The organism is Caballeronia sp. LZ043 (assembly GCF_031451075.1).
In the GTDB taxonomy this organism is placed as follows: domain Bacteria; phylum Pseudomonadota; class Gammaproteobacteria; order Burkholderiales; family Burkholderiaceae; genus Caballeronia.
The window spans coordinates 923,605-944,220 of record NZ_JARUXT010000003.1 but is presented as its reverse complement, the minus strand read 5'-3'; the positions used below and the strand labels follow the sequence as shown (position 1 = coordinate 944,220).

General features: G+C 59.4%; 20 protein-coding genes and 4 pseudogenes. 18 read left to right on the top strand and 6 right to left on the bottom strand.

The genetic code is table 11. The annotated features are described in order from the left end of the window. Window positions 1-108: 108 nt before the first annotated feature. Window positions 109-534, bottom strand: coding sequence for a hypothetical protein (locus tag QCE64_RS24485; protein ID WP_310006717.1), 426 nt, complete (start codon window positions 532-534; stop codon window positions 109-111). Here QCE64_RS24485 and tnpA point away from each other — a divergent pair. The 3 genes and pseudogenes from tnpA to soxR form a co-directional block, all read left to right on the top strand. Beyond that, window positions 512-937, top strand: a complete 426-nt coding sequence (gene tnpA / locus QCE64_RS24480) for an IS66-like element accessory protein TnpA (protein WP_310006715.1) — start codon at window positions 512-514, stop codon at window positions 935-937. The genes QCE64_RS24485 and tnpA overlap by 23 nt on opposite strands. Next, a pseudogene (gene tnpB, locus QCE64_RS24475) lies at window positions 934-1,281 on the top strand (IS66 family insertion sequence element accessory protein TnpB). Before tnpA ends, tnpB begins: the two are co-directional and overlap by 4 nt. A 41-nt stretch (window positions 1,282-1,322) precedes the next feature. Next, window positions 1,323-1,793, top strand: a pseudogene (soxR, locus tag QCE64_RS24470) (redox-sensitive transcriptional activator SoxR); the annotation flags it as partial. Window positions 1,794-1,954: 161 nt separating this feature from the next. On the opposite strand, the gene QCE64_RS24465 reads toward soxR, so the two are convergent. Together QCE64_RS24465 and QCE64_RS24460 are read right to left on the bottom strand one after the other, a co-directional pair. After that, the gene (locus QCE64_RS24465; RefSeq protein ID WP_310007361.1) at window positions 1,955-2,221 is read right to left on the bottom strand and encodes a cupin domain-containing protein; all 267 of its coding nucleotides are present in this window, start codon (window positions 2,219-2,221) and stop codon (window positions 1,955-1,957) included. Window positions 2,222-2,472: 251 nt separating this feature from the next. After that, on the bottom strand, window positions 2,473-3,210 hold the full coding sequence (locus QCE64_RS24460) for an NAD(P)-dependent oxidoreductase (RefSeq protein WP_310006713.1): 738 nt from the start codon (window positions 3,208-3,210) through the stop codon (window positions 2,473-2,475). Between the two features lie 111 nt (window positions 3,211-3,321). On the opposite strand from QCE64_RS24460, the gene QCE64_RS24455 reads away from it, so the two are divergent. Beyond that, window positions 3,322-4,851, top strand: coding sequence for a PLP-dependent aminotransferase family protein (locus tag QCE64_RS24455; protein ID WP_310006711.1), 1,530 nt, complete (start codon window positions 3,322-3,324; stop codon window positions 4,849-4,851). A gap of 357 nt (window positions 4,852-5,208) precedes the next feature. Further along, window positions 5,209-5,487, top strand: coding sequence for a hypothetical protein (locus QCE64_RS24450; protein WP_310006709.1), 279 nt, complete (start codon window positions 5,209-5,211; stop codon window positions 5,485-5,487). A gap of 930 nt (window positions 5,488-6,417) precedes the next feature. Here the strand turns inward: QCE64_RS24450 and QCE64_RS24445 are convergent. Beyond that, window positions 6,418-7,249 (bottom strand): annotated as a pseudogene (locus QCE64_RS24445) (IS5 family transposase). 95 nt (window positions 7,250-7,344) lie between these two features. On the opposite strand from QCE64_RS24445, the gene QCE64_RS24440 reads away from it, so the two are divergent. Then, entirely contained in the window at window positions 7,345-8,427 is a 1,083-nt protein-coding gene (locus QCE64_RS24440; RefSeq protein WP_310006707.1) for a glycosyltransferase family 4 protein, read from the top strand. Between the two features lie 811 nt (window positions 8,428-9,238). Here the strand turns inward: QCE64_RS24440 and QCE64_RS24435 are convergent. Beyond that, window positions 9,239-9,472 (bottom strand): annotated as a pseudogene (locus QCE64_RS24435) (IS30 family transposase); the annotation flags it as partial. On the opposite strand from QCE64_RS24435, the gene QCE64_RS24430 reads away from it, so the two are divergent. Both QCE64_RS24430 and QCE64_RS24425 read left to right on the top strand, forming a co-directional pair. Beyond that, window positions 9,468-9,641 carry a hypothetical protein gene (locus QCE64_RS24430; protein WP_310007406.1) on the top strand — a complete coding sequence of 58 codons (174 nt, stop codon included), beginning with the start codon at window positions 9,468-9,470 and terminating at the stop codon, window positions 9,639-9,641. The pseudogene QCE64_RS24435 and the gene QCE64_RS24430 overlap by 5 nt on opposite strands. Before the next feature lie 60 nt (window positions 9,642-9,701). Next, window positions 9,702-9,998: an FCD domain-containing protein gene (locus tag QCE64_RS24425; protein ID WP_310007359.1), complete on the top strand. Its 297-nt coding sequence runs from the start codon at window positions 9,702-9,704 to the stop codon at window positions 9,996-9,998. 518 nt (window positions 9,999-10,516) lie between these two features. Here the strand turns inward: QCE64_RS24425 and QCE64_RS24415 are convergent. Continuing rightward, the gene (locus tag QCE64_RS24415; RefSeq protein ID WP_310006705.1) at window positions 10,517-11,326 is read right to left on the bottom strand and encodes an aldolase/citrate lyase family protein; all 810 of its coding nucleotides are present in this window, start codon (window positions 11,324-11,326) and stop codon (window positions 10,517-10,519) included. A gap of 187 nt (window positions 11,327-11,513) precedes the next feature. On the opposite strand from QCE64_RS24415, the gene QCE64_RS24410 reads away from it, so the two are divergent. The 10 genes from QCE64_RS24410 to QCE64_RS24365 all read left to right on the top strand — a co-directional run bounded on the left by QCE64_RS24410 (window position 11,514) and on the right by QCE64_RS24365 (window position 20,561). Then, window positions 11,514-12,344 (top strand): IclR family transcriptional regulator, encoded by an 831-nt coding sequence (locus tag QCE64_RS24410; protein WP_310006703.1) that lies wholly within the window; start codon window positions 11,514-11,516, stop codon window positions 12,342-12,344. 152 nt (window positions 12,345-12,496) lie between these two features. Next, on the top strand, window positions 12,497-13,834 hold the full coding sequence (locus QCE64_RS24405) for an MFS transporter (RefSeq protein WP_310006701.1): 1,338 nt from the start codon (window positions 12,497-12,499) through the stop codon (window positions 13,832-13,834). Window positions 13,835-13,871: 37 nt separating this feature from the next. After that, on the top strand, window positions 13,872-14,732 hold the full coding sequence (locus QCE64_RS24400; RefSeq protein ID WP_310006699.1) for a fumarylacetoacetate hydrolase family protein: 861 nt from the start codon (window positions 13,872-13,874) through the stop codon (window positions 14,730-14,732). Window positions 14,733-14,737: 5 nt separating this feature from the next. Beyond that, window positions 14,738-15,541, top strand: a complete 804-nt coding sequence (gene hpaH / locus QCE64_RS24395) for a 2-oxo-hept-4-ene-1,7-dioate hydratase (protein ID WP_310006697.1) — start codon at window positions 14,738-14,740, stop codon at window positions 15,539-15,541. 14 nt (window positions 15,542-15,555) lie between these two features. Further along, the gene (locus tag QCE64_RS24390) at window positions 15,556-15,942 is read left to right on the top strand and encodes a RidA family protein (protein WP_310006695.1); all 387 of its coding nucleotides are present in this window, start codon (window positions 15,556-15,558) and stop codon (window positions 15,940-15,942) included. A 27-nt stretch (window positions 15,943-15,969) separates the two neighbouring features. Next, complete coding sequence (locus tag QCE64_RS24385; protein ID WP_309834569.1) at window positions 15,970-16,836, top strand: amidohydrolase family protein; 867 nt, start codon at window positions 15,970-15,972, stop codon at window positions 16,834-16,836. Window positions 16,837-16,851: 15 nt separating this feature from the next. Then, entirely contained in the window at window positions 16,852-17,877 is a 1,026-nt protein-coding gene (locus QCE64_RS24380; RefSeq protein ID WP_310006693.1) for an amidohydrolase family protein, read from the top strand. 11 nt (window positions 17,878-17,888) lie between these two features. Further along, the gene (locus QCE64_RS24375; RefSeq protein ID WP_310006691.1) at window positions 17,889-18,743 is read left to right on the top strand and encodes an amidohydrolase family protein; all 855 of its coding nucleotides are present in this window, start codon (window positions 17,889-17,891) and stop codon (window positions 18,741-18,743) included. Between the two features lie 31 nt (window positions 18,744-18,774). Further along, window positions 18,775-19,632: an aldolase/citrate lyase family protein gene (locus tag QCE64_RS24370; protein WP_310006689.1), complete on the top strand. Its 858-nt coding sequence runs from the start codon at window positions 18,775-18,777 to the stop codon at window positions 19,630-19,632. Continuing rightward, window positions 19,632-20,561, top strand: a complete 930-nt coding sequence (locus tag QCE64_RS24365; RefSeq protein ID WP_310006687.1) for a phosphate ABC transporter substrate-binding protein — start codon at window positions 19,632-19,634, stop codon at window positions 20,559-20,561. The genes QCE64_RS24370 and QCE64_RS24365 overlap by 1 nt, the downstream gene beginning before the upstream one ends. The last annotated feature ends 55 nt before the right edge of the window (window positions 20,562-20,616 follow it).

Sequence of the window (20,616 nt, the reverse complement as noted above, 5' to 3'; positions counted from 1 at the left end):
CACAGATCTCGTAGTGCGGGCTAAATACAGATATCGGATTTGTTCTTCGGGTTGGTCACACGCAGCGTTGAAGGATCAGGCTTGAACGGGCAGGGCGTAGATGTTCTTTCAGCGTACGTTGCCTGACCGAGAACCGGGTTTGCCCATAGTTTTGCGCGCAATCACATGCTCCTGCGCCAACTGCGTGATCATCTGGTTCACATCCTCGCGCGTGAACTCGCGCTGCTTCTTGGTGCCCGGCAGCTTCTCGGGCAAACGCACTTCGATGCCGCGATTCGTGCGCGAGGGCGAACCTGAGATGCGTCGGTTATCACGCTGCTCCTGCATCCTCTGCGCAAGCTCCAGCGCGCGGCTCAGACGCTTGTTGTCCACCACCGCTCCCTGATCCACCTCGTCGAGCCGATCATATTCCCGATAGGCCAGCGCGCGCTCAGGCGTTCGGATCTCGATACGGCCATCCGGGTACTCCCACACCTCGATGTAGCGATGAATCAGACGCCGGTTCTCATCGGTGTCTTCCAGCAGATACAGCACGCGATCGTGCTGCACGGTAAGCGCGCGGGTTACCCCCAACCACCCCATCGAGTTTCGGCGAGAGCTCGCAAAGCTGGCATCTGAACCAGGTGTCTCGGTTGCCCGACTGGCTATGGAATACGGGCTAAATAAAAATCTATTGTTCAAGTGGCGTCGAGCCTATCAAGCGGGACAGTATGAACCGCCGACACTGTTGCCGGTAGAGGTAGCTCACGAGGAACGCTTGATTGAGAGCGCGGCCGGATTGCCGGTTCAGTTGCAGAGCAAGGCACAGCCGGTCGTCGCGGGCGACATTGAGATTTGCGTCGGCATCGCACGCGTGCGTATCGAGGGCACGCCCGACGCAGCCACGCTGCGTGTTGTCTTGCGTACGTTGCGTGCCGCTGCGGAGGCCGAGACATGATCGGTCTTCCTTCCGGCACACGTGTGTGGCTTGCTGCGGGCGTGACCGACATGCGGGCCGGATTCAACAGTCTCGCCACCAAGGTGCAGACAGTGCTTGAACGCGATCCGTTCTGCGGACACGTCTTCGTGTTTCGTGGCAAACGCGGCGATCTACTCAAAGTGCTGTGGTAGAGTGGAGATGGCATGTGCCTGCTGATGAAGCGACTCGAGAAGAGGCGCTTCGTATGGCCTCAAGCCGATGGTGGCGTCATTAGCCTGAGCCCGGCGCAACTATCAATGCTGCTCGAAGGCATCGACTGGCGGCAACCGACGAGAACGGTTCGACCGACCTCAGCGTTGTAAACTCGTTGCTAGCGCGCAAACTGCCTGGATGACGCGCGCGAATGAGACATGGAGTTTTAACGACCCCAACATGCGCTGTACTTGATCGACTCGCCCTTATCGGCGAAGTCGCCAGGCGCAGCAGTGTTGCTCCATCCGCGCTGAAATTTAAGGAATCGCGTGGCCTGATATTTTTTTAGCGGTAAAGAACCAGTCGTCGGTACTATCCACGCTCGTCGCTTCGACGGATAGGATTCGTCGTTCTTGCACAACGCATCGGCAATTCGCTCGATGAGATAGCTGGACAACTCGCGAGCCTATCTCCTGACACATTACCGACGAACAGAAACGGTTAATTACTTTCGGCGGACTGGCAACGCGCATTGCACGAACGGATAGCCGAGTTGCAATGACTCGACGCGCACATGAGCCATTGCATCGGGTGGGGCTGTTTGTCGCTAAGCAATTGCAAGCCCGCGAGCCCGGACGATAGGGCGGGATGCATCGGTCTTGGCGCGATCATATGGATGGGCGCTCGCGCCGAGCACAATCCTCACGAACTGTTTGCGCTTAGGTCAACATGTACCACGGACGCGCACTTTAAAGACCGTAGACTGAGCGGCTTACCATTACCAGGGTCGCGGCAACGGCTTTTATCCGGGAATCTTGCCGTGCTCGGGCATTTCAAAACGAGCTAATTCTCATCTGGCGGCAACATCAATGGACCACAATTCGTGTCGGCGACAAACGTTGCGAGGAGCTTCGCGGGATGAACAGGATCAGGATTCTCAGCAAACATATGCAGAGCACGCGGCGCTTCAAACCACGTCTGCCCTACGGTGTATGCCGTTGGCGGGCCTCCCTCCATCTGCGATCGGACCGTACCCTCCAGGACGACGGCATTTACCGAACCTGGATGTCTGTGTGCGGGGGTGTAGCCATTCGGTGGGAAAGTCACCATCATCGTCGTGATTGATTTCCCGGGTGCGTTTGGCAGGATCTCGCAAGAAAGTGTCTGATTTGTCGTGCGAGGGCGAGTGCTAGCGTTCGGCCCGGAGTCCACAGACAGAAGTGGCGGGTTGCGGGTGCCGCACAGGCCCGCCAACCAGCGCAGCGCGGACTGGGGTGCTGCCGGCCCGATCGCGAGGAGGCTAGCTGCGGCCATCAGCAAGCCGATTCTCGCTGAGCCCGCGCGATTGAACCGCAGCGGGTTCATGCCCCGTCCGCCTGGCGCATGGATGGCGACCAGCCCAACTCACGCTTAGCCTTCTCGCTGCTGACCTCGGCTTGGTCTTCGGCGATGTTGTACGTCCCTCCGTGGGAGCGTTGGAGCGCCAGCAGGGCGGCGGCGGCGGCGGCCTCCACGTGTAAAGGGCTTGCACCAGCGGGCGTGTCTGCACCGGTGCCGGGGCCATAGATCTGACCGTATCGCAGCACGGTGCCTTCCAGTTCCGGAACAGTTAAAACCCATCGTTCCAGTGCGACCACACCATTGACACTGACACTGCGCGGCTCCGGTGCCTCCATGTCCAGTGGGGATGTTTCCAAATAGGGTTTTGCGCCAGCGCGGTATGCCCAGGCGATACTCTGCGCGACCAGTCTTCTACTCCCAGCGGCTTTCGCGGCCTCAACAAGATTGCGGGTACCCTCATTACGAATACGGGCATTATTGACGACTGCCTGCTTCATCTGGGCTGGATCAAGTCCACGAGGAAGATCAGTGAGTTGGTGGATCACCGACTGGGGCCTAATTTTGCACAACGCGTCCGACAGGGCCGAAGCGTTAAACACATCAACGACGACTGGGGAAATGCCAGCGTTCTCCAGTTTTTTCGCTCCTTCGGTTGTGCGCGTGCTTCCGTATATCGTGTAACCGGCTGCTTTCAGAAATGGGATGAGGGCCGTACCGACTGCGCCGGTCGCTCCCGCCAGGAAAACGATGTCTGCCATGAGATGTCCTCTGATTGGGTCCGAAGTACTGTGGTGCTCAGATTAGCTATCATATTGGCAACCAGAAAGATCCATTTTCGTGAAAATCGCTGTACCAATTTGGGGTGAAAATTGAGACGGGCAAAAGACATCGACATCGCGCTCGCGCCACGTCCTGAAGGGGCGCCGCTACAGCAATGGCTGTATGACGAGATAAGAAAGTCAATTCTTCGGGGGACCTTCGCGCCGGGTAGCCGCCTCCCCCCAACGCGCGATTTTGCTGAACGCTTCAAGATCTCCCGAGGAACGGTCGTGGAAGCTTTCGCCCAACTGACCGCTGAGGGCTATCTATTTGCCGTTGTCGGACGGGGTAGCTTTGTTGCAGCTGAACTCCCCGAAGACCGGCTGCCGACGCAAAAACGGAAATCCGCCCAGTTGACATCCGTAAGTCCGGAACAGAATACGAAGATCGAGCTTTCTAATCGCGGCCGTCTTCTCGCGCAGAGTCCGTTCCGTATCCAGGGACGCGATTTCTCCACTCGCGCATTTCGCCCGAGCCAGCCAGATCTGGCCGCCTTTCCGTTTGCTTTGTGGTCCAAACTGGCATCGCGCCGCCATCGCCGCGCGCGCGGCGAACTCTTGGCGGACGGGGAGGCGCAGGGTTATCGGCCATTGCGCGACGCGATTGCAGATCACGTGCGAACCTCGCGAGGTATTGGGTGCTCGGGTGACAACATTGTAATCCTTGGAAGCGTGCAGCAGGCGATCGACCTAACCGTCCGACTGCTACTCGATCCGGGCGACACAGCAATTGTGGAGGATCCAGGATATCCGGGTGGCAACCTTGTCTTCGCAGCCGCTGGAGCTCGAGTCATCGGTGTGCCCGTAGACAGCGAAGGTATTGACGTTGCCTTAGCACGACAGACTGAGCCCGGCGCGCGCCTGATCTATGTAACCGCAGGACGCCAGGCACCGTTGGGCCCTACGTTGTCGCTTGAACGTCGTCTGGCGCTTCTTTCGTGGGCTAAAGATACAGGTATGTTAATCCTGGAAGACGACTACGACAGCGAGTTTCGGTTCGAGGGACGTCCTCTTGCTGCACTTAAGAGCCTTGATACTTTGGGTCATGTAATCTATTGCGGAACGTTCAGCAAACTTCTGTTCCCGGCTTTGCGAATAGCCTATGCAGTCGTCCCCGATAGACTGGTTGACGCATTCGTTGCGGCGCTTTCCTTAAGTTTCCGATATGTTGCGATTGATCAGCAATCGATATTGCATGCTTTCATAGCGGAAGGCCATCTTGGTAGGCACGTGCGCCGCATGAGACTACTCTATGGCGAAAGGGCGCAGGCACTAGAGCAAGCTATTCACCGGCGTCTCGGCGGTATGCTTCATCTTCCGCCCATCACGATGGGACTCGATACACCAGCTTTTCTGAATGCCGGGGCCAATGATTCAATCGCCTGGGAGTGTGCCGCATCGGCAGGAATCGAAACTCGGCCGTTGTCGTACTACAGTTTCAGGCGTTCTTCCCAGCCTGGTCTCGTGCTTGGTTTCGCGGCCGTGGATGTGGACGCAATTCACGAGGGTGTGGACACACTTGCTGCGGCACTTGAAAAGTCGATGTCTGGCGACTTGCAGCGAGGCGAAACGAAATTATGAGAGGGTTGGCAAGCAAATTGGTCTCCAATGCTTTGGTCGACCATGAAGATTAATTCAATTCCAGCTTCGACAAAAAAACCCGTCGCGGACGACGAGGGCGGCTCCGATCCCAGCGCCATCAGCGCCGAATCGAGTGACATAGATGGGAGGTGGCTCAAAACCATGTAATAGATTTGCTGCAAGCAGTATTTTGACCCTCTTTTCGACGCGCGGAAATAAGGCACTTAAAGGGCCGCCCAAGATGATTTTTTCCAGGTCGAGCAAGTAGACGAGATTAAGGATGCCAGTCGTTAAAGTGGTTGCCGAGTCGTCGAACGCTCTTTGGAGTTCCGGCGGCCCCTCGTCGTGCGTGTAACGATGGCAACGGCAACGGCAAGTATCGTAGTACAGGTTACGGCAGTTCAGAAGCGCGCGATTGCAAGCACGGTCGAGCGGCTCAGTTTGCCTGTTAGCCAATTCATGCGACGGGCAGCACATGACTTCAAACCGAGCAAAAACGACGAGCAGGACATTGTTGCTCTGGTCGATCGCGCAAACGCCTCAACACAAGAGGCGACCGACGCATTGGACGACGTAATCGCGTTCATTGCGGAGTCCAACAACCGCATCGAAGCAATGGAAGGAGCGAAAGAGTAATGGGCGTCACGGAAAGGTGTCGGGTGCACTCATAACCGTCACCAAGATGAATGACAAGGTGGTTGCGTTGGGTGCGACGGCCAAAGCGCAGCAGGCCAGAATCGCGAGGCTAACCGGCCGTGTGATTCGGCTGGAGGCGATACATGAGGTTCTGATGCGAACGGGCGGCGGCGGCGGCAGCGGCGAACCGAAGCAACTTCCGGGGTCGTGAGCGGCCTGATGACCACAGAGCAAAAACAGAGAGCGCGCGACCTCATTCATGACAGTTTTGACCATGCCAAACGGAGCCACAACGCGGCGAAGTCTTGCCTGGGCCGAGCGCCACATCAGAGAAGCAGAAGAGGGAGTTGCAGCCCTCGTATCCAACTGCAGTCGGCAAGAGCTCATCGGGCGAGATCGAACGTGGCATTTTACCGATACGCAATGGCAACTCGTCTATTCAAAGAAAGAGTATTGTCTCCGAACTTGAAAATAAAATGCGCTCGGGTTAAGAGGTGGCAAGGACATTGAAAGTACTGGCGAAACGACGAGAAGCCAGGAGCACACCTTCCAAACCGGACGTGATGCAGTCGGAGGCTATCGTATCGTACACCGTTTGTCCTTTCCTTGCCGTCTACACTACGCAACCGCTGCTGCCGGCTCTCGCAACGACGTTTGCGGCGTCGCATACAACCGCCAGTCTCACCGTTACCGCGACGGCCCTTTCGGTTGCGCTCGCCGCACCATTCATGGGTCCACTGTCATTGGCAGCAGGCATTCGCATTTCAAGTGTCTGGCCAGTGATATCGTGAACCTGATATCGAACGGCGCGAGAGAGGTGGCGTACCGCTTCCTATCGAGTGATTCGAGCGATCACCCAGCGAGTCCCATATCGTGTACAAGTAGACCATCTCTGAATCTGGCTATTTTTTGAAGACGCTTTGGCGGCGCCTAATTAAGGCTTAGTAAGAAGCGTTTGCAAAATGACGTTTGGAGTTGTTGCCAGCATACGATGCAGCAAGCGATTTTCATGAAGGCTTCATGGATAAACGCGAGCCGGTCAAAGCGGATGCGTAGTCGGCGGAAGTTGTGAGGCCACGAAAATGGTGTACTCCACGACCCAGCGTGTTTTACCCAATCCGCCGCGGTGAGGCTGGCCACGCCGGGGCAATTTCGGTGGCGATGCCCGCTGCATGTAACGAGCGTCGATGTTTGTCGTGGTCGAAGCCTCTGCCGCCTTGAGTGACCCCAGGGCTTCGATAGTGGTCTTCCAGGCTTTCCGCTGATGGGCGTTAGCCTCGGCCAGCGTTCGAAGGTAAGTGACGTCGTTGCGGTTGGCGCCGGTCAGTAGCACCGCGAGCGGGAGGCCTTGCGCATCGGTGATGAGGTGATGCTTTGAGCCGGGTGCACGATCTGTGGGATGCGGTCCCGTTTTTGACTTGAGCCACAGCACGTATTGAAGAGGAGTAGACGATGACGCGAGACCAGTCGATTCGGTCGGCGGCCGTAGCCGCGCAAGGAGCCACTCGTGCAACTGATCTCCGGCACCTGCCTCCTGCCAGTCACGCAGGCGCGCCAGCAACTCAAGCCGCTACCGCAACCCATCTTGCGAGGAAGAGGGTCTTAGCTCAAGCCGATTTGCAAGACGAAGAGCATGCCTGAAAGGACCGAACGATTGTCGAGCGTTTTTCATCCGGGGTAACGGTGGCGCCGTAGGTTGGGAGGGGGCCAGTAACGGTTCGATGAGTCCCCAGAGCTCGCCGTCGAATATAGGCTTAGCCATATCCGTTTCATCGCTGGAACAACGAGCGGGTTAACAGCGTTCATCGAAGGTTAGCCACCTCTCTTCATCATTTTGTTAAGGGTTCTGATTCAAACATGCTTTACATACCAGAAGATATCGTCATTACCAGTTCCGCCCTAAAACACAGCGGCGGGGCTGAACGTTATACACGCGATTTGATCCGGGGCCTGCACGAGCTAGGAATTCGGCCTACGCTCTACGCTCGTGAGATTGATGACTCGCTAATAGAGTCATCATGGGTGATTTCAAAACGTCTCTCCGTAAGATGGGCACCGCCGAAATTGCGAGCAATGGTCTATGACTGGGTTTTCAACCGGGAAATGTCACGGGCCCGGCCAAGGTGTGTTTTGTCGATCAACTGCACCACATCCTCGGATATTGCCGTATGTGTCGGCACACACTGCGGATGGCTGAGAGCGTCTCGACGTAGTTGGCGATGGAATGATCGTAGGCAGATCGAACTAGAAAAAAGCACGTACGCCAGCGCGCGCGCTATCGTCGCCCACTCGAATTTGATGGCTCATGAACTCAAAGTTCTCTACGGAGTGCCTGAAGAAAAAATCCGGGTCATGTATCCCCCAGTCGATCCGGTCCGCTTTTCACCGCTGACAAATGCTGAACGTGCGCGAGTGCGTGACGAGCTAAACTTGCCACACGATCGAGTCCTTTTCTTTTTTTCATCGACAAGCCATTTTCGAAAGGGCTACGAACTGATCCGAACTTACTTCGAGCAGACGTCCTTGCCGATATGTCTTGTTGTCGCCGGGCGGCCAGTTCGAGAGAGCGCGAAGACGATCCGGTGCGTAGGCTACCGACGCGACATCGAGCGACTTTTCGCGGCGGTCGACTTCACTCTTGTTCCGTCGGTATACGAACCGTTTGGATACGTCGCGATCGAGTCTGTGATGTGCGGTACCCCAATCATTGTTGCGGACAACGTTGGTGCGGCAGAGGTAGTTTCGCCCAACGCAAAATTCACGTTCACGCGTGAAATCGATGCTACATTTGCGGCCGCAGTCGAGGCAGCAATTGAGCAAGCGCGCGTGGGCGATGTTCGGGTACGACAACCACGAGCTAGCGTACTGTACGATCCAAGCATCGAAAAGCACGTCGCGGAACTGAACACGGTGATGCAGCAATTGCAATTAAACAAATGATGCCGGAGCATGTATATTCCTGAACCCAAGTCACCCGGTTCCTGTGCTTGTTGATCGGATTTAGCGTAGAAATACAAGACCGCTGCGCAGAAAGCGGAAGCATCCTTCGCATCGTCCTTGCTTACAAACCCAGAAGGCCTCACATATTCCGCTGGCCACGGGCCCAATGTGTGCGCCAGGTTGGTAAGTCACGTGCCATGAGGTGTGAGGCGTAATATAGTTCGAAGCCGATCAGACTCGATTCCAGTTTCGAGAAGATCTTCAACGCACTGTCCGGCGCAGCTTCCGTTGTACGGCCAGTCTTCCCGGGCACAACAGACACCCGCTCTGTCGAACTGGTCTCTGAATTTTCGGTGAATGCTGTCTCGCTCCGAGATTTTCGGATCAATTAGACGCTGCTTGAGTCGACAGGCAAGAAACCGGGGCGTCCGGTTCGGGACCGCGCCGAAGGGGACACGATCGATGTATCATGTTCCGTAGTGCCGCCCGCCCGGAAGTAAGACGCGACCAATTCGTAGCTTCCGGGAATGACAGGGGCGGCTAGGGCGGTCGAAGTCAGCAACGCCGTCGCGACAAAGGCAATAATACGGATCATGGGGCCAACCAATTTGACATAATAACCATTAGCAAATGTTTTTATGTAATCCTTATCGACGGCATCTATCAAGCTTCGCTTCTGTTGTCACAACCTCTTATTCGACACCCGAACAGACCGACGATAGCCTTCGCGAGCAAGCTTCAACGCTCCTTTCCGACCTGTACCGGACAATCGCTCGCGTAGTTGGTCAATGGCCGTTACCTGGTGGCAGATTCAACCGGTCGATGCAATAGCCCGATGGAATCGTTCGGCTGGCGTCTCGTATTCCAATGTCTTCCTTGGGCGCTCGTTCAGCCGTCTCGCGACGGCGTTGAGTTTGGCCTGTGAATATGCCGACAGATCGATGCCCTTTGGAAAGTACTGTCTCAACAGCCCATTGGTATTCTCGTTGGAACCACGCTGCCATGGGTGTTTGGGATCGCAGAAATAGACGGCAACGTCGGTGGCCGAGGAACTCGGCTTGAGCATTACGCCGGTTCGCGAGGCCCTCAAGCTCCTCGAAGCGGAAGATTACGTCGGCGGTGATTCGTATCGCGGAGCGCGCGTGGTTCCGTTCGATCCGGCGACCTCTGCCGAGATCCTTGGCTTGCGCGTGTGGCTCGAGACAGCTCGGTAAAGGGGCAACAGAAGGGATCAAGGCTCAGGATCTCATGGAGCTTCGCGAACTTGCCGACGCATTCGCGAACGCGTTCAAAAGAGGCGACCGCCCCCCAACGCACGCGGGATCAATTATCGTTTTCACCGCCGGCTGTACGATATAGCAGACATGCCGCAAACTTTGCATTTCACGCAGATCCTCTGGGCGCGTTATCCGTTCGATATCAACGCGGCAGAGAACCGCGGTGAAGACGCCGTCGAGGAACATGAAGAGATCTTGCAGGCACTTGCAGCCGGCGACGTTACGGGTGCGATGCTTGCCATGCGCAAGCACATCGAGTCGGGCTGGTCCGTACTTAAATCAGCACGCGTCTGACGCCGCCTTCGCCAGCGGGGCCGAAGTCGGTAGCGAATCGCAATAGCATGGCAAGGTCATGCAATGGGACGAAGTATAGGATGCGCGCGTCCGGGATGACGTCGATTTTGCTGGATCGGAGCGGGCGAGGGTGAATACCGCTGTGATCGATCGATTGGCAACTCCCGGACTCAGCGCGCGCCGAACTCGTCTTCATCATTCCGCGACGCTCGCTGACGCATCGTCGACAGCAAGCCGAACGTCTCTCCACCGAAGAGCCGGAGCGCATCAGCGCCGGGAATTGCGGCGTGCACGAAGGCTTCTTTGCATCGGCCGGGTCGGAGATCGCAGATACGTAGACCATGTGTGTCCTTTCATCGATGCACCCGCCACGCCGAATGCAGCGGCAGATCGCTCGACAGGGTGGTGGGTCTCCCGCACCAATGAGCCGTCTGCGGCGTGCAGAGTCGTCCCGTTCGAGCGAATCGCAGCTGCGTGAATCATGTCGGCGCGACGGACACGTGGCGCAGGGTCGACCGTCAATAGCCGCCTTTTCCTGCGTTCACCGGGCTCGCATCCTTGACGTCTTTATAGCCCGCAAGAAGTTTGTTCGCGGCTCCTGTCAGTAAGCTCACGTCGGTTCCGATAGCCACGAACGTCGCGCCAGCGGCCAAATACTCGCGCGCGTGAGTTTCGTCCGGAGCCAGCACACCCGCCGCTTTCCCGGCCTGCCGGACCAAAGCGATGCCGTCGCGAATTGCCTCGCGTACCGGCTCCGCACCTGCCTTGCCCAGCAAACCCATCGAAGCGCTCAGATCGGCCGGTCCAAAGAACACGCCGTCCACGCCTTCGATATTGGCGATCGCCGCGAGGTTGCTCAGTCCGGCCGTTGTTTCGACCTGGAGCAGCACGCAGATCTCGTCGGCGGCGCGGCTCAGATAGTCGGGTACGCGATTCCATCGCGACGCCCGTCCCAGCGCCGCGCCCACGCCTCGCACGCCATGCGGCGGATAGCGTGATGCGGCGACAGCTTCACGCGCCTGCTCGGGTGTATCGATCATGGGCAAAAGAAGTGTCTGTGCGCCGATGTCGAGCAGTTGCTTGATCAGGGCGGTGTCGCTGCGAACCGGCCGCACGACCGCGTGCGAGCGATACGGGGCCATGGCTTGCAATTGCGCGAGCGTGCTGCGCAAATCGTTCGGCGCGTGCTCGTTGTCGATCAACAACCAGTCGAAGCCTGCCGACGCCAATGCCTCCGTTACGTAACCGTCCGCGAACGCAGCCCACAGACCGAACTGTGGAATGCCCTCGGAAACGCTCCTTTTGAAACCGTTGATTGGCAGATCCATACGCGCCCTGTGTAGTGTCGAACTGCGAAAACCCTAAGGTTAGTACGCCGCCCCGTCCGGGCAGCCTGCCCGATGCCAAAAATGTCCACCAGGTGGAAAAATGTAGGATATGCCCCTGTGTCTCGAACGCTGGCAAAAGGGCAAGGTTTAACCTCGCAAGACCAAATCACACGTGATGACGAGAGCTATGGCAGACAAGAAAAGCGCATCGACAAGCAAGAAGGAAGACGACGAATCGTCCAGCGTGCGCGTGATTGGCCGCGCGTTCCAGGTGCTGCGCATCCTGGCATTGGGTGGCGAGCGCGGCGTGAGGCTCACTGATGTGGTGGCCTATTCCGGCTTGAGTCATCCAACGGTGCATCGCATTCTGCAGACGCTGATCGCCGAGGGTGTCGGAGAGCAGGATGTCGCCACCCGGCGTTATCGCGTCGGCCCGGAAATCAGCCTGCTGGGCCTCAGCCGGCCGGCGAACTTTCCGGTGCGCACCGCAGCCGAGCCTTATCTCGCGGGGCTTGCGAACGAAATCGGCGACACCACGTTCCTGACCATCCGCGCCGGATGGGACTCGGTGGCGATCGAGCGGAAGACCGGGTCCTATCCGATCAAGGTGCTTGCCATCGATGTCGGCACCCGTCGTCCGCTGGGCGTCAGCATAGCGGGCGTCATGCTGCTTGCCTCGATGCCGCGCGAGGAGGCAGATCACATCTGCGACATGAACGCCGCGCGCCTGCCGGCTGACGGGCCGTCGATGGACATCGTCCGCGCCCGCGTCGAAGCGGCGCGCCGCGACGGTTACGCGTATTCCGAAGAGGGCGTCCTGCACGGCACGCGCGCGCTTTCGATCCCCGTGTTCGACGAAGAGGGCAAGACCGTGGCCGTCATCGCGGTGGCGGCCATGGCAGAGCGTCTGGCCGAGTCCGAGTTGCCGCGGATCGTCAAGGCAATGCGGAACAAGGCCGTTCTCATCACAAAACGACTGACGGAAATGCAGCGGGCAGGGCGAGGACGGGCGCGCTAAACGCGCCTGGAACTGCGCTTCGACTGCGCTTCGAAAAAAATCCACCCTGCGGAAATTCGCGCGGTTTTGCAATGGCTCCCGATTCCTCGAAATGGAATCATCGAGCCATACGAAACGACAGCGCAACGATGATTGCGCGCCAGGAGACGCGCATGAACGACACCGCAGCCACACCTTATGCCCCCGCGCAGCGACTGGCCATCATCGTGTCGTGCATGCTCGGCTTCGCGCTCGACCTGTACGACGTGCTGATCATGCCTTACTTGATGCCGTCCATTCAGCGTTCGATGCAGGTGACGCTCGGCGAAGCAGCGAGCATCACCACGATCACGCTGATCGGTTCGGTGGTCGGTGGCGGACTCTTCGGCTGGCTCGGGGATCGCATCGGACGCAAGGCCGCGCTGCAATGGACGCTCGTCGTGTTCGCGCTGGCCTCGGTGGGCTCTGCGCTCGCATGGAATTTCGCGGCACTGGCGCTGCTGCGCTTCGTCGTCGGCGTCGGACTCGGCGGTGAGTGGGGCGCGGGCATGGTGCTGTTCAACGAGACGTGGAATCCGCAACGGCGAGGTCTCGGTACTGCGCTCATCCAGGGTTCGGCGACGCTGGCGGGCGCGGGCGCTTCGATCGTCGGCCTGTGGGCGGTTCACTCGTTCAGCGTCGATTGGGGCTGGCGCGTCGGTCTGCTGACGGGTGGCGCTCCGGTGATCCTCGCCGTCTTCATTCGCTTCTGGATGCCGGAATCGCGGGCATGGGAGCAATACGACCAGGCGCGCCGCGCGCGTCTCACGCAGAGTCGATCCAACACGTTCGCCGCGATGTTCAGCGGCCGCCTCAAGGCGATCTCGGTTGCGGCCGCCGTGTGGCTCACCGCTTACATGTTCTGCTACTACGCCGTGGTGGTGTTCGTGCCGAGCCTCATGCTCAACGTCCTCAAGACACCCCCCGAAGTCGTGCGCGCGTCGACGGTCACGGCGGCTGTGGCGGGCGGCGTGAGCTACATCGTGATGGGCTGGTTGAACGACCGTTTGGGCCGCCGTTTCGGGGCGCTCGCACCGAGCGTGTTCTGGCTCATCGCGCTGGGTCTTTTGCTGGCGGCGCCCCATGCGCACTACGCGGGATCGTATCTGACCTGGCCAATCTTCTGGGTGCCGGTTGTCTTCGCTATCGGCAGCAGCGCGCTCGGCGTGGTCGGGGCATGGCTTTCCGAGCTCTATCCGATCGAGGTCCGAGCAACCGCGGTCTCGACGATCTACATGTTCGGACGCGCGGCGGGCAGTCTTGCGCCGCTGCTCGTGCCCTTTGCTGCCGGTGTCTTCGACCACGACCTTCAGCGCGGCATGTTGATCGCGCTGCCCGCCGCCATCGTTTTCATCGGCGTGTCCTTCGTGCTGCCGGAGACGCGCGGCCGCCGCCTGACGGCGGGGGTGGCCGCCCCGGAGCCTGCCACGCGCGACGATGACTCCCTGCTCAAGAACGGCCAGCGTCGTTAGACGCGGCTTCTCATTCAACGACTAACAGGATCAGCTCATGAAACTTCTACGCTTCACTTTGCGCGATGGCGATGCACTCGCGCGCACCGGCGTGCTGCTCGACGACGGCATCGTCGAAATGCACGAGGTCGCGACGCTGGACGACCTGCTGGCGTCCGACGATCTGCTGGCGGTCGCGCATCGTGCGATCGATGCGGCGGGCGCATCGCGCATTCCGCTGTCCAACGCTCAGTTGCTTCCGCCCCTGACTGCGCCGCAAAAGATCTGGTGTATCGGCGTGAACTATAAGGAGCGCAACGAGGAGTATCAGGACAATTCGGAGCTGCCGCGCTATCCCAGCCTGTTCGTGCGCAATGTCGGCTCCTTCGTCGGTCACGACGCCGCGCTGATCCGTCCGCGCGTCTCCGAACAACTCGACTACGAAGGCGAACTCGTACTCGTGATCGGCAAGGCGGGACGCCATATTCCGCGCGAGCGTGCGTTCGAACACATCGCCGGCATGATGCTTGCCAACGAAGGCTCGGTGCGCGACTGGCTCAAGCACGGCAAGTTCAACGTGACGCAAGGGAAGAACTTCGATGCATCGGGAAGTCTCGGCCCGTGGATCGTGACCGCCGACGAATGCGATCCGTCGGCCCAGCAGGCCATTCAGACACGCGTGAACGGCGAGCTTCGCCAGGACGATACGACCGCGCGCCTGATGTTCCCGTTCGATGCGCTGATCGCGTACCTCAGCACCTTCGCCACGCTGCAACCCGGCGACCTGATTCTGACGGGCACGCCGACCGGAACGGGATGGCGTCAGGACCCGCCGTGCTGGCTCAAGCCCGGCGACGTAGTGGAGATTCATTCGCCCAATATCGGCACGCTTCGCAACACCGTCGCACAGGAGGCGTGATCGTCATGCTCACACCCGACATCATCACGCGCCTCGCGCAATCGCTCGAAGAATCGGAGCGCAGCCGCCAGCCACTCGATATTTTCTCGCACGCGCATCCCGACATTACGATCGAAGATGCCTACGCCATTCAGGCCGAGTGGATGCGCATTAAATGCGAGAACGGCCGCTCGGTGATCGGCCACAAGATCGGGCTGACCTCCAAGGCGATGCAGGACGCCGTGGGGATCGACGAACCCGACTTCGGCGTGCTGCTCGACGACATGCTCGAGTACGACGGCGCCAGCATCGATGCTTCGCGCTTTCGTGCGCCGCGCATCGAAGTGGAACTGGCGTTCATTCTCGACAAACCGCTGTCCGGTCCCGGCTGCACGCTGTTCGACGTGCTCGATGCCACGCGCTACGTCGTTCCCGCTCTTGAGATTCTCGACGCCCGTCTGCATCGCGTCGATCCCGTGTCCAAGCGGGGCCGCAAGGTCATGGACACGATCGCCGACAACGCGGCAAATGCCGCGCTCGTGCTCGGCGCGCGGCCCTTCAAAGTGCACGATTTCGATCTGCGCTGGGTCTCCGCGCTGCTGTATCACAACGGCAGTATCAGCGAAACGGGTGTCGCCGCAGGGGTGCTCGGACATCCGGCGCTGGGTGTGGCGTGGCTCGCCAACCGGCTCGCACAGCATGGCCAGTCGCTCGCGAAAGGCGAGATCGTTCTGGCGGGATCGTTCACGCGAATGATCGATGTCGCCGCGGGCGATGTGATTCACGCGGACTACGGTCCGTGCGGCTCGATTTCATGCCGCTTCATCTGACAGGAGAGAACGACATGTCCCGCCGCAAGAGCATCTACATTCCCGGCTTCAAGCACAAGAATCCGATTCCTAACGCGTGCGTGATCGACGGCGTGTTGACCTCGGGAATCATCCTTGGCATCGATCCGGCGACGGGCGAGATGCCATCCGACATTCAGGCGCAGTGCGCCAACATGTTCGGTCACGTCCTGGCAATCGTCGAGGCCGGCGGCGGCACGCCGGACGACATCGTCAAGATGACGGTCTGGCTGCGCGACCCTTCGCAAAGGCAACCCGTCAATGATGAATGGATCAAGCTCTTTCCCCATCACGACGACCGGCCCGCGCGTCACGCGCTGCCTTTAACGGCGGAGGGTCCATCACTCGTGCAGTGCGACGTGATGGCTGTTTTCCCGCGCTAAACCATCGGATTTCCAGGACGTTTATCCATGTCAGACTATTTTCCGTTCGATCCCGAGCCGCGCACGCCGTCGAAGATGCCGCCGCCGCTCGCCTGCGACAGCCAGTTTCACGTATTCGGTCCGGCCGAGCGCTATCCGGTCCTGGCCGGCGCGGCGTATGAGATGCCGAGCGCTACAATTGAACGCGCGTTGCATCTGCATTCCGTGCTGGGCTTTACGCGAGGCGTCATTGTGCAGGCCACGACTTATGGCGCGGATCATCAGATCGTGCTCGATGGTCTTGCCGCCGCGGGTCCCAACTATCGTGGTTGCGCCAATGCGGTCGTGCTCAAGGAGCGTGATGACGCCTATATTGCGAAACTGCACGATGCAGGCGTGCGCGGTGCGCGGTTCTCACGAGCAGGACTCGGCCCGTCGATGGACGAGAAGGATGTCGAGCGGGCATTGGCGCGCGTGAAGGAACTCGGCTGGTACGTGAAAGTACAGCCGGAGCCGGGTGGCATCGCATCGACGATTGCGCCGTTCCGCAAGCTGAGCGTGCCGCTCGTGATCGACCACATGGGCCGGCCCAACCCCGAAGCGGGCGACGCCGACCCTTCGCTGAAAGTCGTGCTCGACATGCTCGCAGAAGGCAACACGTGGACCATGCTGTCGCTCGGCGAGAAGATCACGAAGACAGGCCGCCCCTGGGACGATGTGCTTCCGATCGCGCACAAACTCGTCGCCGCCGCGCCGGACCGCTGCATCTACGGCACCGACTGGCCGCATCCTGTATCGCCGAAGCAGCCGCCGAACGATGCTGACTTGCTGGAACTGCTTTATCGCTACGTTCCCGACGAAGCGACGCTCAAGCGCGTTCTGGTGGACAACCCCGCAAAACTGTTCGGATTCTGAGTCGAGGAAGAAATAATGATCATCGATTGCCACGGTCATTTCACGACTGTGCCGGCGTCATTCAAGAACTGGCGCGCGAAGCAGGTCGACCATGCGAACGATCCGGCGAACGGCCCATCGCGGGATGAGGCCTACGTCAGCGACGACGCATTGCGCGAGGCCATCGTCAATGGTCAGCTGAAGCTGCAACGCGAGCGCGGCAGCGACCTCACGCTGTTCTCGCCGATCGCGGGCCTGATGAGCCATCATCTCGGCAACGAGCGCACCAGCCTCGAATGGGCCGAGTTGTCGAATGACCTGGTGCATCGTGTGACCGAACTGTTCCCGGACAACTTCGCGCCGGTTTGCCAGTTGCCCCAGTCGCCGGGCGCGGCGCCCGCGAATTCGGTTGCGGAGTTGCGGCGCTGCGTGGAGCAACTGGGCTTCGTCGGCTGTAATCTCAATCCCGATCCGAGCGGCGGATACTGGACCGGCACGCCGGTGACGGATCGCGAATGGTATCCGCTTTACGAAGCGCTCTGCGATCTCGATGTGCCCGCGATGATCCATGTCGCCTCCTCCTGCAACCCGTGTTTTCACGGCACCGGCGCGCACTATCTGAACGCGGATACGTCCGTGTTCATGCAGATTCTCCAGTCCGATCTGTTCAAGGATTTCCCGACGCTGCGCATCGTGATTCCTCACGGTGGTGGTGCGGTGCCTTATCACTGGGGCCGTTATCGCGGCATGTCGCTGGAAATGCGTGAGCGTCCGCTCGAAGGTCTGCTCGACAATATTTTCTTCGATTCGTGCGTCTATCATCAACCGGGCGTTGAATTGCTGACGAAGGTCATTCCTTCCGACAACGTGCTGTTCGGGTCCGAGATGATCGGCGCGGTGCGTGGACGCGATCCGTCCACCGGCGAGTATTTCGACGACACCAAGCGCTATATCGACGCGTGCCCGGCATTGACCGAAGAAGATCGCTTCAAGATTTTCGAAGGTAACGTGCGGCGCGTCTATCCGCGCCTGGACAAGCGTCTGAAAGCGCGCGGCAAGTAAGGACACGGATCATGTCACAGATCATCGATATACACCCGCACATCATTTCCGGCGACGACGGCCGCTATCCGCCGGCGCCGCTGTTCGGAAAACGCTCCGAGTGGTCGAAGGAGCGGCCGACCACGGTCGAAACGCTAATCGAACAGATGGACCGTGCGGGAGTCACGAAGGCTGCGGTGGTGCATTCATCGACCACGTATGGCTTTGACAATAGCTATGTCGTCGATGGTTGCGCAGGCTATCCCGACCGGCTCGTCGCGGTCGGCTCGGTCGACGTGCTCGATCCGAACGCGCCGGACACAATCCGCAACTGGGTCGAACGCGGTCTGGTGGGCCTCCGTCTCTTCACGGGCGGCAGCACGCAGGCGTTCGATGCGAGCGTGCTCGAAGATCCGCGAGCTTATCCTTCATGGGAGCTGTGCTCGGAACTCAATCTTCCGATGTGCATCACGACGAGTTCGGCGGGGCTGGCCCAGGTCAAGGCGCTAGCCAGGCGGTTTCCCGATGTCACGATCGTCATCGATCACATGGCGCGGCCGAATCTCAAGGACGGGCCGCCGTACCGCCAGGCGCAGACGTTCTTCGAGCTGGCTTCGTTCGACAATGTGTATCTGAAGATCACCCCGAAGAATTGCGCCGACGCGCGAGCGGAATTGGCGACCCCGGAAACCTTCTTTCCCAAATTGATTGATGCGTTCGGCGCGCAACGGCTGGCCTGGGGTTCGAACTATCCAACTTCGCCGGGCACGCTCGGCGACATTCTGCACACCATGCAGGAAAGTCTCTCCTGCGTCGGCGCGGAAGATCGTGAGTGGATCCTCGGCAAGACTGCGCAGCGGCTGTATCCGGCGCTTGGCCCACTTTGAAACAGACAGTTTTTACGCAAGGACATTCATCATGAGCGCCGCGCGACTCAACAGCATTATCCGTGCATTCGAATCCGGCAAGCCCGCACTGACGGCGTTTGCGAAGCTCGACAAGCAGACGGCCATCGAAATGAGTGATGCGCCTTATGACGGCATTGTCTTCGAAATGGAGCACAACCCGTACGACGTCTCCGCGCTCGGCGATGCTCTGCAATACATGTTGAACCGCAAGGAGATAGCAATGTCCGGCTCCCTTTCGCCCCGCGTCACACCCATTGCGCGGATTCCGTCGAATGGGGTGGAGATGAACCAGGCCTTTGCCAAGCAGGTGCTCGATCGCGGTTGCTACGGCGTGATCTGGCCGCATGTATCGACGGTCGAGCAGGCGTATAACGCAGTGGCGTCGTGCCGTTACGCACGACCGAAGAACGCGCCGCTCTATGAACCAAAGGGCGTGCGCGGCGACGGTCCCGGAACGGCTGCGCGTTATTGGGGCCTCGGCCTCGCCGAATATTACGCGAAGGCCGACGTATGGCCGCTCGCGCCGCACGGTGAGATTCTCGTGGGCCTGATGTGCGAAAGCGTCGAGGCGATCGAGAACCTCGACGACATCCTCGCCAATGTGCCCGGTATCGGGCTCATCCTGATCGGCGAGGGCGATCTCAGCCAGCAGCTCGGCTATGCGCGTCAATACGAGCATCCCGAAGTGCTCGGCGCGATGGCCAGGATTGTCGAGACGTGCAAGAAGCATGGCGTGGTCGTCGGGCATCCGCATGTCACGTCGAAGAATCACGAGCGCGTGTTGAATGAAGCTTACCGCTTCCTGATGTCCGCGCCTTCGCGAAGCTATGGCGTCGTCAGCGAGACGCGGGAACTCGCCGGTTATTGATGCGCAGCGCGCTCGACCGCCAAACGGAAATTTATATGGAAAAGTGTCAGGAAGTGCCCACCCTGCGAGTCAATCTGGACATGCATCCGATATCGAAGGCGATGCGCGACGGACGGGTGACGTCGAACCTCGTCCGTCTGGACTATTGCGGACCATCTCCTGCGCACAACGGCTTCAAGTCGATGCTGCGCCAAATCGGCTTCAATGCCGGCGAACTCGCCATCGTTACGTTCCTTCAGGCCAAGGCCTATGGAAAGCCTTTCGTGTTGTTGCCCGCGCCGATTCTCGGACGGCTTCAGCATCATTGCGCGGTTTATAACTCTGCCTTCGGTGACATCGGACCCAAAGATATCGAAGGCAAACGGGTCGGTGTGCGGTCGTATGCGCAAACGACCGGCCTCTGGGTCAGAGGAATTCTGCGCCACGAGTACGGCGTTGATCTCGACAAGGTTCACTGGAAGACGCTGGAAGACGGGCACTTGGCAGAGTATGCCGATCCCGCCGGCTGCGAGCGCCTGCCTCACGGCAGCTCGATCGCACAGCGCATGCTCGACGGCGATCTTGCCGCGGCGCTGTTGGGCGCGCCGGACATGCCGAAGGATCCGGCCGTGCGCACGCTCATTCCGGATGCACACGCAGCGGCAAAGGACTGGTTTGCACGCGAGGGCGTCGTGCCGATCAATCACATGTTCGCCGTGCACGAGGAATTGTCGAAGCGACGCCCCGATATCGTGCGCGATATCTATCGCATGATCGTCGAGAGCCGTGACCTTGCCGAAGGTCTTCCGCCGATTTTTCCGGCTATCGGACTAGAAGCGAATAGAAAGAACCTGCAACTCGCCATCGACTGGGCATTTGAACAGAAAATCATTCCTCGCCGGCTGACCGTGGATGAACTATTCGACGACGTCACGGGATCGCTTGGCTGAACCTTCGTGCGGCTGAGTGAAGCCGCTCTAATTCGAAAAAATTAGTCGTACATAA